This window comes from Rhodoferax sp., from assembly GCF_013297935.1.
Taxonomy (GTDB): domain Bacteria; phylum Pseudomonadota; class Gammaproteobacteria; order Burkholderiales; family Burkholderiaceae_C; genus Allorhodoferax.
The window spans coordinates 26,341-39,611 of the sequence record NZ_JAAFIX010000010.1; the positions used below are offsets into that span (position 1 = coordinate 26,341).

13 protein-coding genes are annotated in these 13,271 nt (G+C 62.0%); 3 read left to right on the top strand and 10 right to left on the bottom strand.

The window, feature by feature from the left end; genetic code table 11:
- From QZW03_RS13655 to QZW03_RS13680, 6 genes are all read right to left on the bottom strand, one after another.
- A complete protein-coding gene (locus QZW03_RS13655; protein WP_296510558.1) occupies positions 1-1,029 on the bottom strand; it encodes an ABC transporter substrate-binding protein in 1,029 nt (342 codons plus the stop codon).
- Between the two features lie 116 nt (positions 1,030-1,145).
- A complete protein-coding gene (locus QZW03_RS13660; RefSeq protein ID WP_296510559.1) occupies positions 1,146-2,627 on the bottom strand; it encodes a nucleobase:cation symporter-2 family protein in 1,482 nt (493 codons plus the stop codon).
- A gap of 139 nt (positions 2,628-2,766) precedes the next feature.
- Positions 2,767-4,002 carry an ArgE/DapE family deacylase gene (locus tag QZW03_RS13665; RefSeq protein ID WP_296510560.1) on the bottom strand — a complete coding sequence of 412 codons (1,236 nt, stop codon included), beginning with the start codon at positions 4,000-4,002 and terminating at the stop codon, positions 2,767-2,769.
- Between the two features lie 14 nt (positions 4,003-4,016).
- The gene (uraD, locus tag QZW03_RS13670) at positions 4,017-5,834 is read right to left on the bottom strand and encodes a 2-oxo-4-hydroxy-4-carboxy-5-ureidoimidazoline decarboxylase (protein WP_296510561.1); all 1,818 of its coding nucleotides are present in this window, start codon (positions 5,832-5,834) and stop codon (positions 4,017-4,019) included.
- Complete coding sequence (puuE, locus tag QZW03_RS13675; protein WP_296510562.1) at positions 5,831-6,793, bottom strand: allantoinase PuuE; 963 nt, start codon at positions 6,791-6,793, stop codon at positions 5,831-5,833. The genes uraD and puuE overlap by 4 nt, the downstream gene beginning before the upstream one ends.
- A complete protein-coding gene (locus QZW03_RS13680) occupies positions 6,790-7,431 on the bottom strand; it encodes a GntR family transcriptional regulator (RefSeq protein WP_296510563.1) in 642 nt (213 codons plus the stop codon). The genes puuE and QZW03_RS13680 overlap by 4 nt, the downstream gene beginning before the upstream one ends.
- A 67-nt stretch (positions 7,432-7,498) precedes the next feature.
- Between QZW03_RS13680 and uraH the strand changes: the two genes are divergently transcribed.
- Positions 7,499-7,852: a hydroxyisourate hydrolase gene (uraH, locus tag QZW03_RS13685; protein WP_296510564.1), complete on the top strand. Its 354-nt coding sequence runs from the start codon at positions 7,499-7,501 to the stop codon at positions 7,850-7,852.
- Between the two features lie 92 nt (positions 7,853-7,944).
- Here the strand turns inward: uraH and QZW03_RS13690 are convergent, their stop codons facing one another.
- Positions 7,945-8,484 carry a hypothetical protein gene (locus QZW03_RS13690; RefSeq protein WP_296510565.1) on the bottom strand — a complete coding sequence of 180 codons (540 nt, stop codon included), beginning with the start codon at positions 8,482-8,484 and terminating at the stop codon, positions 7,945-7,947.
- A gap of 89 nt (positions 8,485-8,573) precedes the next feature.
- Between QZW03_RS13690 and xdhC the strand changes: the two genes are divergently transcribed.
- Both xdhC and QZW03_RS13700 read left to right on the top strand, forming a co-directional pair.
- Entirely contained in the window at positions 8,574-9,437 is an 864-nt protein-coding gene (gene xdhC / locus QZW03_RS13695) for a xanthine dehydrogenase accessory protein XdhC (protein WP_296510566.1), read from the top strand.
- Positions 9,438-9,449: 12 nt separating this feature from the next.
- Complete coding sequence (locus QZW03_RS13700) at positions 9,450-10,688, top strand: urate hydroxylase PuuD (RefSeq protein WP_296510567.1); 1,239 nt, start codon at positions 9,450-9,452, stop codon at positions 10,686-10,688.
- A 5-nt stretch (positions 10,689-10,693) separates the two neighbouring features.
- On the opposite strand, the gene QZW03_RS13705 is transcribed toward QZW03_RS13700, so the two are convergent.
- From QZW03_RS13705 to QZW03_RS13715, 3 genes are all read right to left on the bottom strand, one after another.
- Entirely contained in the window at positions 10,694-11,320 is a 627-nt protein-coding gene (locus QZW03_RS13705; RefSeq protein WP_296510568.1) for a LysE family translocator, read from the bottom strand.
- Positions 11,321-11,384: 64 nt separating this feature from the next.
- Entirely contained in the window at positions 11,385-12,359 is a 975-nt protein-coding gene (locus tag QZW03_RS13710; RefSeq protein ID WP_296510569.1) for a TRAP transporter substrate-binding protein, read from the bottom strand.
- A gap of 4 nt (positions 12,360-12,363) precedes the next feature.
- On the bottom strand, positions 12,364-13,251 hold the full coding sequence (locus tag QZW03_RS13715; protein ID WP_296510570.1) for a 2-hydroxy-3-oxopropionate reductase: 888 nt from the start codon (positions 13,249-13,251) through the stop codon (positions 12,364-12,366).
- Positions 13,252-13,271: the final 20 nt, after the last annotated feature.

Genomic DNA, 13,271 nt, shown 5'->3' on the forward strand with positions numbered 1-13,271 from the left:
TTATTTCTTAGGCAGGATGTTGAGTTCTGCCTTGGAGGGCAGGTAAGCGGCGCTCCAAACCACATCGGGGTTGATGCGGGTCTTGGTGTTGAACGCATCAGACACTTGCGACGCCATCAGCGACAAGCGCGGCCCGTTGACCTGACCGAAGCCTTCAGCGCGGGCATTGGCGCTGTTGATCACCGTGTCAATGGCGAGCTTCAGGCGGCGGGTTTCGAGGTCGGCGTTGATGATGCCGTCACGCGCTTTCACATCGGCAATGGCGGCGCCGGGGTTGGTGATCACGTCTTTCGCGCCCTTGGTGAAGGCTTGCAAAAACGCCTTCACTGCCGCCGGGTTTTCTTTCAAAATTTTGGGCGATGCAATGATGGCGTTGCCGTACAGCTTGACCCCGAATTCCGGGTAAGGCAGCACCACCACGTCTTCGGCTTTGACACCGCGCGCTTCCAGGTTGAGCAAAGAGGTGAAAGTGAAGCCGGTGATGGCGTCCACATCGCCGCGCGCCAACATGGTTTCACGCAAAGGCGGGTCCATGGCCGTCCATTGCACGCCGGTCACATTGTTGGCTTTAGAAAAAATCGGGAAAGCGCGGCGGCCGGCGTCAAACACCGGTGCGCCCAGTTTTTTGCCATTCAGGTCCGCGGGTGTTTTGATGCCCGACTTCTTGAGTGCCATGACCGAAGCCGGGGTGTCGTTGTAAACCATCATCACCGCGATGGGCTTGTTGGGCGCGTCAGGGTTGTTGGCGTGGAACTCCATCAGAGCGGCCAGGTCGGCAAAACCCATGTCATAAGCGCCAGAGGCCACGCGGGTCACCGCGCCGCCGGAGCCGTTGCCTGCGTCAATGGTGACGTCGAGCTTGGCATCTTTGAAGTAGCCCTTGGCGGCAGGCGTCAAAAACAAGGCGGACGGCCCTTCAAAGCGCCAGTCGAGTTGGAACTTGATGGGCGTGCTTTGGGCCAAAGCAGAACCTGCAGCCAGCGTGGCTGCGGCGAAGGCAATGGCGTGGAGAAACTGGCGTTTTTTCATGGGTTTTTCCTTCAAGGTATGCGGATGTAAACGGACTAGCAAGAAGAATGCCCAATTCTGGGGCGTTTCGAATCCTGATTCAATGGTTCCGGCTCGGGAGCCCGCCGGAGTGGGTCTTAGTGAGCGTCTGATTGCTTCGCGGCCTCAACCGCTGCTGTTTCGTCAGCCTTGGCGCCATTGAAATACAAATTCAGCAGCACAGCGCTGAGCGAGGCGAGCAAAATGCCCGACTCGATCAGGGGGTGGATGCCGTGGGGCATCCACTGCAAGTACTTCGGTGCAATCAGCGGAATCATGCCGAAGCCGATGGAGACTGCAACGATAAACAGGTTGTTGCGGTTGCTCTTGTAATCCACCGCCGCCAGGATGCGAATGCCGGTGGCTGCCACCATCCCGAACATGACGAGGCCTGCCCCGCCCAGCACGAAGGTGGGCAGCGACTCCACCAGCGCCGCCATTTTGGGCACCAAGCCCAACAGGATCAAAATTACGCCGCCCGCCACACAGACGAACCGGCTTTTGACTCCTGTGACGCCCACCAAGCCCACGTTTTGCGAAAAGCTGGTGTAGGGGAAGGTGTTGAAAATGCCTCCGATCAAGGTGCCCAAACCATCGGTACGCAGGCCGGCGGTTAACATTTTTTGGTCTACTTTCTTGCCTGTCATGTCCCCCAGCGCGAGGAACATGCCGGTGGACTCGATCATGACCACGATCATCACCAGCGTCATGGTGAGGATCAGAATGGGGTCGAATACCGGAGTCGCAATTTCAAAGGGCAGCACCAGGTCAAACCAGCCCGCCATGGCCACCCGGCCAAAGTCCATCAGTCCGGCAGCAGTGGCGACAACGCCGCCGATGATGATGCCGAGCAACACCGAAATGTTGGCGAGAAAGCCTTTGGCATACTTGGCAATCAACAAGATGGATACCAACACGATGGCTGCGATACCAATGTGAGGGAGCTGCGCATACTTGGGATTGGGCACGGTGCCCACGAGACTCAGACCAGCAGGCAGCGGGGGGATGGCGCCTGAGCCAGCGGCTTGCTTGGCTGCAGCCAGCCAGGCCAGATGTTCTGGGCTGGGAATGCTGGGCGCTGTCGGCCCGAATGGATTGCCGAAGATCCAGTTGATGCCCACGCGCATCAGGCTGATACCAATGACTGCAATGATGGTCCCGGTGACGACTGGCGGAAAAAACCGCAGCATGCGGCTGATGACCGGCGCAATCAGGATAGAGATGACCCCCGCACCGATGATGGCCCCGAAGATCAGGCCCGCCCCCTGTGCCCCGGGGTTGCTGTTGGCCATGGCGACCATAGGTGCTACCGAGGCGAAGGTGACGCCCATCATGACCGGGAGTTTGATGCCGAACCATTGGGTCGCACCGAGCGACTGAATCAAAGTCACGATACCGCAGCAAAACAGGTCCGCCGAGATCAGCATTGCGACTTGCTCGGGGCTGAGTTTGAGGGCGCGGCCCACGATCAGCGGCACGGCCACAGCCCCCGCATACATCACCAGCACATGTTGCAGCCCCAGGGCCGAGAGTTTGCCTGCGGGCAGGACTTCATCCACGGGGTGGACGTTGTTGGACATAGCGATATCTCCTGGTGAGGTTGCCTTTGCCATGCGGCTTGGGCAGGTCTACGGGCTTGCAAAAAACTGTATACACATTTTGTATACAAAAATTACAAGCCCTTAGCGGGGAAACCCTCGGACCCGGAGCGGGCGTGTTTTACGCCGTGTGCAGCAAGTCCAACAGCGTGCGCGCCACCACCTTGGTGGCTTTACGCAGGTCGTCCAAGCTCACGCGCTCATCCGCCCGCTTGGCGTGCGACTCCAGCACCGTGCGCGGGCCCGCGCCGTAGATCACGCCGGGGATACCGCGCTCGGCAAACAGGCGCACATCGGTGTAGAGCGGGGTGCCCATGGCGGGGATGGCTTCGCCAAACAAGGCCTCGCCGTGTTTTCGTAGCGCATCCACCAAAGGCTTGTTGCCGGCCAGGGGGCGCATGGAGTTGGCCAGCAGCAGGCGTTTGATATCGACCGTAATGCCGGGCAGGTGGGCTGCTGCATCGGCAATCACCCGGCGCACCGAGGCTTCGACCTCTGCAGGGTTTTCTTCGGGGATCATGCGGCGGTCAAGTTTGAATACCACTTTGCCCGGCACCACATTGGTGTTGGTGCCGCCTTCGATGCGGCCCACATTCAGGTAGGGGTGGTTGATGCCGTCCACCTCCGAGGTCACTTGCTTGTAGAGCGTGTTCTGGGCGTACAGCGCGTTGAGGATGTGCACCGCGCCTTGCAGGGCGTCCACACCGGACTCGGGGATGGCGGCGTGGGCCATCTTGCCTTGCACGGTCACTTCCATTTGCAGGCAGCCGTTGTGGGCGGTGATGACTTGGTAAGAGAAACCCGCCGCCAGCAACAAGTCCGGCTTGGTGAGGCCTTTTTCCAGCAACCAGCCGGGGCCGAGTTCGCCGCCAAACTCTTCGTCGTAGGTGAACAGCAGCTCCACGCCGCCCTTCAGCGGCAGGCTCAGCGATTCGAGGGCGCGCACGGCAAAGGTGTAGCTCGAAAAGTCGCTCTTGCTCACGGCGGTGGCGCGGCCGTACAGTTGGCCGTCGGCGATCTCGCCGCCGTAGGGGTCATGGGTCCAGCCTTCGCCGGGGGGGACCACGTCGCCGTGGGCGTTGAGGCCGATGATGATGCCGCCTGCCGAGTAGGGGCGGCGCACCACCAGGTTGGTGATGCTTTGCATGCCGGCGGCCTGCACATCGCTGGCGGGTACGCTGTGTTTCTCAGCCTGCAGTCCCATGGCAGCCAACAGCTCGGCGGTGCGCTCGGCGTGGGGGGCGTTGTTGCCGGGCGGGGTGTCGGTTGGCACGCGCACCATTTCTTGCAGAAAGCGCACTTGCTCGTCAAAGTGCGCGTCAATCCAGCTGTCGAGTTGTTGGTATGGGGTGGTCATGGGGGGTCAAACATTCAGGCCGCGTGGGCCAGTTGGTGCAGCAGATGGCTAAAGGCATCGACGGCGAGTTGCATGTCGTCGCTGGTGGTGGATTCCAGCGGGTTGTGGCTGATGCCGGAGTTCAGGCCGCGCACAAACAGCATGGCCTGGGGCATGATTTCATGGAGCTTCATGGCGTCGTGGCCGGCGCCGCTGGGCATGCGGTGCAGGGGCACGCCCAAGGCAGACACGGCAGCCTTCCAGCGCTGTTGCCATTCGGGGGCGCTGGGCGCGGCGCTGGCTTGCATGGTGCGGGTCAGGCTGTGGTGCAGGCCGCGGCGCTCGCAAATCAGGCGCAAGCCGGTGAGCACCTTGGCTTCCAGGGCATCGCGCTGCGCATCCGACGGAGCACGCAAGTCCAGAGAAAAAGTGCAGCGCCCCGGCACCACATTGATGGAGCCGCTTGGAACATTCAGTTGGCCTACGGTGCCGACCGAGTCGCCATCTTGGGTGGCGCAGTGTTCCACCAACAGCATCAGCTCGGCCACCGCCACTGCCGCGTCGCGGCGCTGGCCCATGGGGGTGGTGCCGGCGTGGCTGGCCATACCGACGATTTCGCCCACATAGCGCACGCTGGCGTTGATAGAGGTCACGATGCCCAGCGGAATATCCAGCGCATTGAGCACCGGGCCTTGTTCGATGTGAACCTCGACAAAGCCCTGGTAGTCGGCAGGGTTGCGGCGCAGCGCGGGTATGGCGTTCACGTCCAGCCCGGCATGGGCCATGGCCTCGCGCATGGAGATGCCGTCCGCATCCGTCTGGTCCAGCCACGCGGGGTCAAAGTCGCCGGTGAGTGCGCCCGAGCCTAAAAAGGTGGCCTTGTAGCGCTGGCCTTCTTCCTCGGCAAAGCCCACTACCTCCAGTGCATAGGGCAGGCGCTGGCCTTGGGCCTTGAGCGCTTGCACGCAGGCCAGCGGCACATAGATGCCTAAGCGGCCGTCGTATTTGCCGCCGTTGCGCACCGTGTCATAGTGGCTGCCAGTGAGCAGAGTTTTAGATGTTTTAGGGCTTTGGCCCTCGTCCCGATTGTTCGAGTAGCTATCACTTTCATAGCGGCCGATCACATTGCCGACTGCGTCGATAGTGGCGCTGTCGCAGCCCGCGGCCAGCATGTCCGCCTGAATCTGGCGGGCGCAAGCACGGTGCGCGTCGGTCAGGTAGGTCACGGTCAGCTGGCCGGTGCCGGCGTAGGCCGCGTCGGTGTGCCGTGCCAGCGCTTCTTGCCAGTCCCACACCTGGTGGCCTTGCACTGGCGAGTAGCCGAACTTGTCGTTGAGGCGGATTTCGGCAATGCGGTGCACGTTGCGCAGGCACTCGGCCAGCTCAAACTCGGGGTGTCCCTGCACCCGGCGCTCCAGGGTGGCAATGATCTCGGCTTTGGGGAGGCCCATGCCGCGCGGGCCGCGCACCGCCAGAATGAAGGGGAAGCCGAACCGCGCGTTGTACTCGGCGTTCAAGTGCTGAATGTTCGCAAACTCCGCCGGTGTGCAGTGGGTGAGGCCGGCCTTGCTCTGCTCGTTAGTGCTCTCGGCGGTGAGGCTGTTGTCCACCATGGCCTTGCCCGCCAGCTCAGGGTGGGCGCGCAAGAGCGCAAGCTGTGGCTCGCGCCCGGCAGCGGCTACCACCTGCACCATGGCGTGCTTGAAGGCGGCGAGTGACACAAAGGGGCGCTGCTGGAGGGCGCTCTCCACAATCCACGGCGAGTGCTCGTACAAGCCGTCCAGCCGCTGCGCTGCCTCTGCGAGCGGCAGGGTATTGAGTTGCTCCAGAGTGAGCAAGCTGGTGGTGCTCATGCAGCCTCCCCGGGGAAGGGGTGCACGGTTTTCCAGTGGCGCGCAATATCAATGCGCCGCGCCACCCACACGTGCTCGTGTTGGCCGATGTGGTCCAGAAAGCGCTGCAGCGCCGTAATGCGCCCCGGGCGGCCCAGCAAGCGACAGTGCATGCCGATGCTCATCATCTTGGGGGCATTCAGACCGTCGGGGTCGCCTTCTGCGTAGAGCGCATCGAAGGTGTCTTTCATGTACTGGAAGAACGGGTCGGCATGCGAGTAGCCCTGGGGCAGCGCAAAGCGCATGTCGTTGCAGTCCAGCGTGTAGGGCACGATGAGCTGGGGCACCACGCTGCCGTCGGTCTTTTGCACCTGCATCCAGAAGGGCAGGTCGTCGCCGTAGTAGTCGCTGTCGTATTCAAAGCCGCCGTAGTCCGCCACCAGGCGGCGGGTGCGCGGGCTGTCGCGGCCGGTGTACCAGCCCAGCGCACGTTCGCCGGTCAACTTTTCGATGGCGGCCATGCCCAGTTGCATGTGCTCGCGCTCAGTGGCTTCGTCCAGGTTCTGGTAGTGGATCCAGCGGTGGCCGTGGCAGGCAATCTCGTGGCCCAGCTCCACCAACCTGCGGGTCAGCTCGGGGTAGCGCTCCAGCGCCATGCCCACGCCGAACACAGTGAGTGGTAGGCCACGTTTTTCGAACTCGCGCAGGATGCGCCACACCCCCGCGCGGGAACCGTATTCGTAAATCCCCTCCATGCTGATGTGGCGGTCGGGGTAGCTGGCGGGGTTGAACATCTCTGACAAAAACTGCTCAGAGCCCGCGTCGCCATGCAGCACGCTGTTTTCGCCGCCCTCTTCGTAGTTCAAGACAAATTGCACGGCCACACGGGCCTGGCCGGGCCACTGGGAGTGGGGCACGTGTTCGCCGTAGCCTTTCAGGTCGCGGGGGTAGGCTTGGGTGGTGTCGTAGGTGGGGTTCATAAAGATTCGTCAGGGGGCAAGGTCAGGCTGGCTTCTACATGGTGCAGGTGCTCGTCCATGAGCTGCAGGGCCAGGGCTTCGTCGCGGGCTTCGAGCGCGTCCACCAGTGCGGCGTGTTCTTCGTGAGAGTGCGCTGCCGACGCGGTGGACTGGTACATGAGCGTGATCAGGGAGCAGCGGGAGAGCAGTTCCATGAGCATCAGCGCCAGCACGTCATTGCCCAGCAACTCGGCCATGCGTACATGGAAGTCGCCCAGCAGCTCGGTGCGGGAACTGATGGACCCTGCCAGGACGGCTTTTTTCTCTTCCGCGATATGGTGGCGTAGTGCATCGATATGGTCGGGGTTGTCCGCCGCAATGAATGCACGGACCATGCCCGCTTCCAGCATGCGGCGCACGGCAAAGACTTGCCGGGCCTCTGCCGCAGAGGGCGATGCCACGAAGGCGCCCCGCGCCGGCTCCATACGGATCAGACGGTTGCGCGAGAGCTGAAAAAACGCCTGCCGCACCAGCGTGCGTGAGACGCCGAATTGATCTGCCAGCTTTTGCTCAGCCAGTTTGGTGCCGGGAGCGAGTTGGTGGTCCACGATGGCGGCGGTGATCGCCTGCACGATGAATCCGGTGGTGGTGGTCTCCATGCAAGCATGATACCGAGAATGCTTAAAAGTGTATACACTTTGCAATTTTCAACGCAAAGGAAGCGCCATGGGCTTGAGCACACACGTACTGGACACCATGCACGGCACCCCCGCAGCGGGCATGTCGGTGGCGCTCTACACCACGCAGGGCGAGGTGGCGACCCTGGTGAAAAGCTTTGTGTTGAATGCCGACGGCCGCAACCCGGACGGCCCGCTGTATGACAACGCGAGCTTGCGGGTGGGCACCTACCGGCTGGTTTTTGATGTGGCGGGCTACTTCAAAGCCCGCGGAGTCACCTTGCCGGAGCCCAACTTTTTGAACCGTGTAGCGCTGGACTTCGGCGTAGCCCATGTGGACCAGCACTACCACGTGCCCCTGCTGGTGAGCCCGTGGAGCTACTCCACGTACAGGGGCTCTTGAACATGGGAGCCAAGGTTTCGCTGCTGGGCCGCCCCGAGGCGAAACGCGCCCCCTTGGGGGGCAGCGACCCGTTCAGCGGCGGAGCGTGGGGGCTACAGTTGGCCTTCAGTCAGCGTATCCAATTGAAAACGCCCGCTTTTGTGCCACAACCAGGTGTCGGTGTAAGTGACCTTGCCCATGCGCACCGGCGCGGGGTAGGGAGCTGCCGCGCGCACCGAGCGCTCGATGTCGGCCATCACCTCCGGCGCATGGCTGGGCGCGCGCATCCAACGGATGTCGGTCACCTGCCCCATGCGGTCGATGTCGACCTGCAAGACGCCCACCGCATACAGCAAGGGCGGCATTTTGCCGGTGAAGATGCGTTTCGAATTCTTGGCGTAGAGGTGTCCGGCGGCATCGCGGCGGTAATCCCGTGGCGTAGCGGCTTGGGACTGCAGTGCAGGTTGGGCCTCCGGCGTTACTACGGGCGGCGGAGCCTTGGGAGCGGGTGCAGCTGCCACGGGGGGCACTACAGGTGCTGGAGCGGGCGGGGTGACATTGCAGGCGCTGAGCGCTGCCAACACAGTGGCGCCCAGTGCAAGACGGGCACTGTTCCAAGGGGAAGATGGCAGGGAACAGATCAAACGGGACATGGCAAAACTCCTAGTTTTTTTACGCTGGGGTACTGTGCCGCAAAAACCGGATTGCCGACCTATCGTAAGCCCTCAAAAGGTATCTGTTTGTGAGCAATTTGGCAGCTTTTTTGAGCGCATTGCAGCACCAGACCGCGGTGTTGGTGACTATTACTGCCGCCCGGGGCTCCGTGCCACGGGATGCCGGTGCCTGGATGGCTGTTTTGCCGGCCGCTCTGCTGGGAACGATCGGTGGAGGGCGACTGGAGTTGGATGCAGAAGCCAGTGCACGCGAAATGCTCGCTGCCCACGCGAGCGGACAGTTGGTGGCCCCCAGGGACTTGCGAATTGCCTTGGGCCCGAACTTGGGGCAATGCTGCGGCGGCGAGGTGATTGTGAGGTTTGAGCTCGTGCAGGCAGCCGATGCACACGAATTGCGCAGTCGGTTGGCGCCGGCCTTGTGGCCCTTGGGGCTGTTTGGTGGCGGGCACGTCGGTCAAGCGCTGGTGCAAGTCTTGGCACTGCTACCGTTTGAGGTGACCTGGGTGGACAGCCGCGACGGCGTGTTCCCCCCTGAGCTGCCGCCGCGGGTGCGGTGCGAGCACTCGGACCCCGTGCAGGCGGCGGTCGCAGATTTGCCCGCCGGTAGCCGGGTGCTGGTCATGAGCTTCAGCCATGCCGAAGACCTCGATATCGTGGCGGCCTGCCTGGCCCGCCAGCGTGTGCGGGGGGATTTGCCCTATATCGGACTCATTGGCAGCAAGACCAAATGGGCCACTTTCTCCCGCCGCCTCGCAGAGCGCGGCTTCACCCCGGAGGAGCTGGCGCATGTCACCTGCCCGATCGGGGTGCCGGTAGCCAAAGACAAACGCCCTGAAATCATTGCGGTCGCGGTAGCGGCCCAACTCTTGCAAGTGGTAGACGCCGGCACGCCCGAAGGGGCTGCGGGCGCTGCCGGAAGACCAAAAAACTGAGGAGATCACCGGATGGAAAGCTATTTACTCGACTGGGCCAACCTGCTGTTGCGCTGGGTGCATGTCATCACCGCAATTGCCTGGATAGGCTCCTCGTTCTACTTTGTGTTTCTGGACAGCAGCCTGACCCCGCCGGAAGACGAGGGCTTGAAGAAGCAGGGCGTGAGTGGCGAGCTGTGGGCAGTGCACGGTGGCGGCTTCTACCATCCGGTCAAGTTCGCCGGCGCCCCGCCTAAGTTGCCGGGCAATTTGCATTGGTTTTATTGGGAGAGCTACAGCACCTGGCTGACCGGCTTCGCCCTCTTCACGGTCTCCTACCTGTGGAGTGCGGGAACCTACCTGATCGATAAGTCGGTCATGGCCTGGCACCCGCATGCCGCCATTGTCGTGGCGCTGTCATTCCTGGTGGTGTTCTGGCTGGCGTACGACGGCATCTGCCGGGTCTTCGGGCAGCGCAAAAACGGCGATACGGTGGTGGGCGCCTTGGTGGCCGTGCTGGTGTGTATTGCGGCCTACCTGGCGTGTCACTGGTTTGCCGGGCGCGCGGCATTTTTGCTGGTCGGCGCGATGATGGCCACCGCCATGAGCGCGAACGTGTTCTTCTGGATCATCCCTGGGCAGCGCACCATGGTGAAAGACATGGCTGCAGGCCGGCCGGTTGACCCCATTCACGGCAAGCGCGGCAAGCAGCGCAGCGTGCACAACACCTACTTCACGCTGCCGGTGTTGTTCGCGATGTTGAGCAACCACTACAGCTTTACCTACAGCCACCCGCAAAATTGGTTGGTGCTTATCGTCATGATGTTTGCGGGCGCCGCCATCCGTCAGTTTTTTGTACTGCGCCACGGCTACAAGCTGGGTCGCAACAGCCACCCTTGGCCATACGCCGCGGCGGGTGTGGTCGCCATCATCGGCATGCTGGTGTGGCTCAAGCCAGCGCCACCCGCGAACCCGCCGGTTGCTATGAATTCAGGAGCTGCTAGCGTAGATTCGGCGGGGACTGCAGCCACTATTGGCTATAAAGAGATACAGCCGGTGCTGGAGCAGCGTTGCTACATGTGCCACGGCGCTGCGGTGCAAATGAAAAACGTGCGCCTCGACTCGCCGCAGGCCCTGAGCAGCCACGCCCAAGCGGTTTACCAGCAGGTGGTGGTGAGCAAGATCATGCCCATGAACAACTCCACCAACATCACGGACGCGGAGCGCGATACCGTGAAGCGCTGGTTTGAGGCGGGCGCGAAGGTCGAGTGAGTGTTTCAGCGTTGTGCGGTTGCCAGCCGGAGTGCCAGACCCACAAATACCACGCTGGCGATGCGATTGAGCACCCGCTGAGCGCGTAGTGATCGTTTGAACACTTGACCAAAACCCGCAGCAAACCACGCCACGGCGCTGAAGGTCAGCAGCGCCGCGAGCATAAAGACGGCACCCAGCAGCACGATCTGCCACGCCATGTCGCCACGGGCAGGGTCAGCAAACTGGGGGAGGAAGGCCAGAAAGAAGATCGCTACCTTGGGGTTAGTGACATTCATCACGACGCCCCGCAGATAGGTTTGCACAGGCGTCATGGCACCGGTGTCAGCGCTGTCCTGGATGCCGACGGGCGCATTCCAGGCACCCCAAGCCAGCCACAGCAAGTACCCGGCGCCCACTAATTTGAGTGCAGTGAAGGCGGTCGTTGATGCTGCGAACACGGCGGCCAGGCCCAAGGCCACTGCAGCGGTGTGGAACAGCAGGCCGCTGCACAAGCCCAGCACGACCAGCAGCCCAGCGCGCCGCCCGTGAACCGCGGAATGCAACAACACAAAGACATTGTCCGGGCCGGGTGACAAGGCCAGCAATACAGAGGCCGCAAAAAACGTGAGCGTGGTGTCCAGAGCTAGCATGGCAGAGTGCCGCAGGCGCGGCCAAGGAGGGCAGGGGCTGCCATCCTAACGCCTGACGCTGAGCTCAATTGCCGATGATGGAGAGCAACTCTTCGCGAGTGTTGGGATCCGCCATGTACTTGCCGTATAGCGGGGCCATGCGGCGCACCATGGGTGCCACGTCTTTCACGCGCACAAATTGCACGCCTTGTTTGCTGGCAGTCTCTACCGCCGAGGCCACGCGTTTGTTCCACAGCTCGCGCATCACCAAGGCGGACTCGCTGCCTGCCTTTTGAAAGGCCGTCTTATCGGCTGCGTTCAGACTGGCCCAGAGTTTGGTGGAGACCACCAGAGCTTCGGGTGAAATCACGTGCTGGGTCATATAGACCGACTTGGCCACCTTGTAGTGGCCGGTGGATTCGAAGGACGGCATATTGTTCTCAGCACAATCCACCTCGCCTTTTTCAAGTGCGGCCATCACATCTTTGAAGGGAAGGTCTACGGGAGTTGCACCCAAGAGCTTCACCATTTCCGAGAAAACCTCAGTGCGCACCCGTATGCGGGTGCCAGCTAGGTCTTTGAAGCTGTTGATAGGGCGGTTCACACAATAGAACGAGCGTGCTCCTCCGTCGTACCAGCCCAGCACCACAAAGCCGGCTGCCTGAAGCTTGGCGGCAAAGCGTTCGCCGAGTTTGCCGTCCAGGTGCTTGAACATGTGGGCTGAATCGGTGAACAAGAAGGGTAAATTCAAAGCTCTGATGCCAGGGGCGGCATCAGACAGAGGGCCTACGCTAAATTCCGCCAGATCGATCTCGCCGGACTTGAGCATCTGCACGGCCTTGGGCTGGTCACCCAAGGTAGCGTTAGAAAAGATCTCTACCTGGTAGCGACCTTGGGTACCTTGGGCTACCAGGCTGGCAAAGCGTTTCAGCGCTTCGGTCACCGGGTAGCCGTCAGGGTGGATGTTCCACGCACGCAATTTGGTTTGCGCTTGGCCGGTGGTGCCCACCAGCAGCAGGCAGGCGAGGACCAGGTATCGCCATGGTGTGCGCGGAATCATCGCATCAGCCCTTGGCGACTTCGTGGGCACCCATGATTTCGAGTGCGCGCACCAGCGCTGAATGGTCCAGGCCGGCCATGTCGTTGGCGGCACACACTTGCATCAGCTGCGCAGCACCAGCGGTCTGGGGCAATGCCAGGCCCATGGCTTTGGCGCCACTCAAGGCCAGGTTCAAGTCTTTCTGGTGCAGGCTGATGCGGAAACCGGGGTTGAAGGTGCGCTTGACCATGCGCTCGCCGTGCACTTCCAGAATGCGCGAAGCAGCAAAACCACCCATCAGCGCCTGGCGCACTTTGGCAGGGTCGGCACCGGCTTTGCTGGCAAACAGCAGGGCCTCGCCCACGGCGGCAATGTTGAGCGCCACGATGATCTGGTTGGCCACCTTGGTGGTCTGGCCGTCGCCATTGCCGCCCACCAGGGTGATGTTTTTGCCCATGAGTTGCAGCAGGGGCAGCACCGTGTTGAAGGTGGCTTCTTCAGCGCCCACCATGATGGTCAGGCTGGCCGCCTTGGCGCCGACTTCACCGCCGGAGACGGGCGCGTCCATGTACTGGCAGCCCAGCGCGTTGATCTTTTGGGCAAACACCTTAGTGTCAATAGGCGAGATGGAGCTCATGTCGACCACCGTCTTGCCAGCGCTCAAGCCCTCCGCTACACCGTCAGCACCGAACAGCACAAGTTCCACGTCGGGCGTGTCGGGCAGCATCAGAAAGATGATGTCGGCCTTTTGCGAGACCTCTTTGGCGCTGGAGCAGGGCTTGCCGCCGGCTTGCACCAGAGCCTCGGGCACGTCGCCCTTGGTGTTCAGGTAAACGGTGTGGCCGGCAGCCAGCAGGTGCGCCGCCATAGGGTTGCCCATGATGCCGAGGCCGATAAATCCGAGAGTAGTCATAGTGTTGAAGTGATGGAGTG

Coding starts and splice junctions, on each gene's coding strand:
- QZW03_RS13655 (WP_296510558.1), bottom strand. CDS start 1,029: ATGAAAAAACGCCAGTTTCTCCACGCCATTGCCTTCGCCGCAGCCACG.
- QZW03_RS13660 (WP_296510559.1), bottom strand. CDS start 2,627: ATGTCCAACAACGTCCACCCCGTGGATGAAGTCCTGCCCGCAGGCAAA.
- QZW03_RS13665 (WP_296510560.1), bottom strand. CDS start 4,002: ATGACCACCCCATACCAACAACTCGACAGCTGGATTGACGCGCACTTT.
- uraD (WP_296510561.1), bottom strand. CDS start 5,834: ATGAGCACCACCAGCTTGCTCACTCTGGAGCAACTCAATACCCTGCCG.
- puuE (WP_296510562.1), bottom strand. CDS start 6,793: ATGAACCCCACCTACGACACCACCCAAGCCTACCCCCGCGACCTGAAA.
- QZW03_RS13680 (WP_296510563.1), bottom strand. CDS start 7,431: ATGGAGACCACCACCACCGGATTCATCGTGCAGGCGATCACCGCCGCC.
- uraH (WP_296510564.1), top strand. CDS start 7,499: ATGGGCTTGAGCACACACGTACTGGACACCATGCACGGCACCCCCGCA.
- QZW03_RS13690 (WP_296510565.1), bottom strand. CDS start 8,484: ATGTCCCGTTTGATCTGTTCCCTGCCATCTTCCCCTTGGAACAGTGCC.
- QZW03_RS13700 (WP_296510567.1), top strand. CDS start 9,450: ATGGAAAGCTATTTACTCGACTGGGCCAACCTGCTGTTGCGCTGGGTG.
- QZW03_RS13705 (WP_296510568.1), bottom strand. CDS start 11,320: ATGCTAGCTCTGGACACCACGCTCACGTTTTTTGCGGCCTCTGTATTG.
- QZW03_RS13710 (WP_296510569.1), bottom strand. CDS start 12,359: ATGATTCCGCGCACACCATGGCGATACCTGGTCCTCGCCTGCCTGCTG.
- QZW03_RS13715 (WP_296510570.1), bottom strand. CDS start 13,251: ATGACTACTCTCGGATTTATCGGCCTCGGCATCATGGGCAACCCTATG.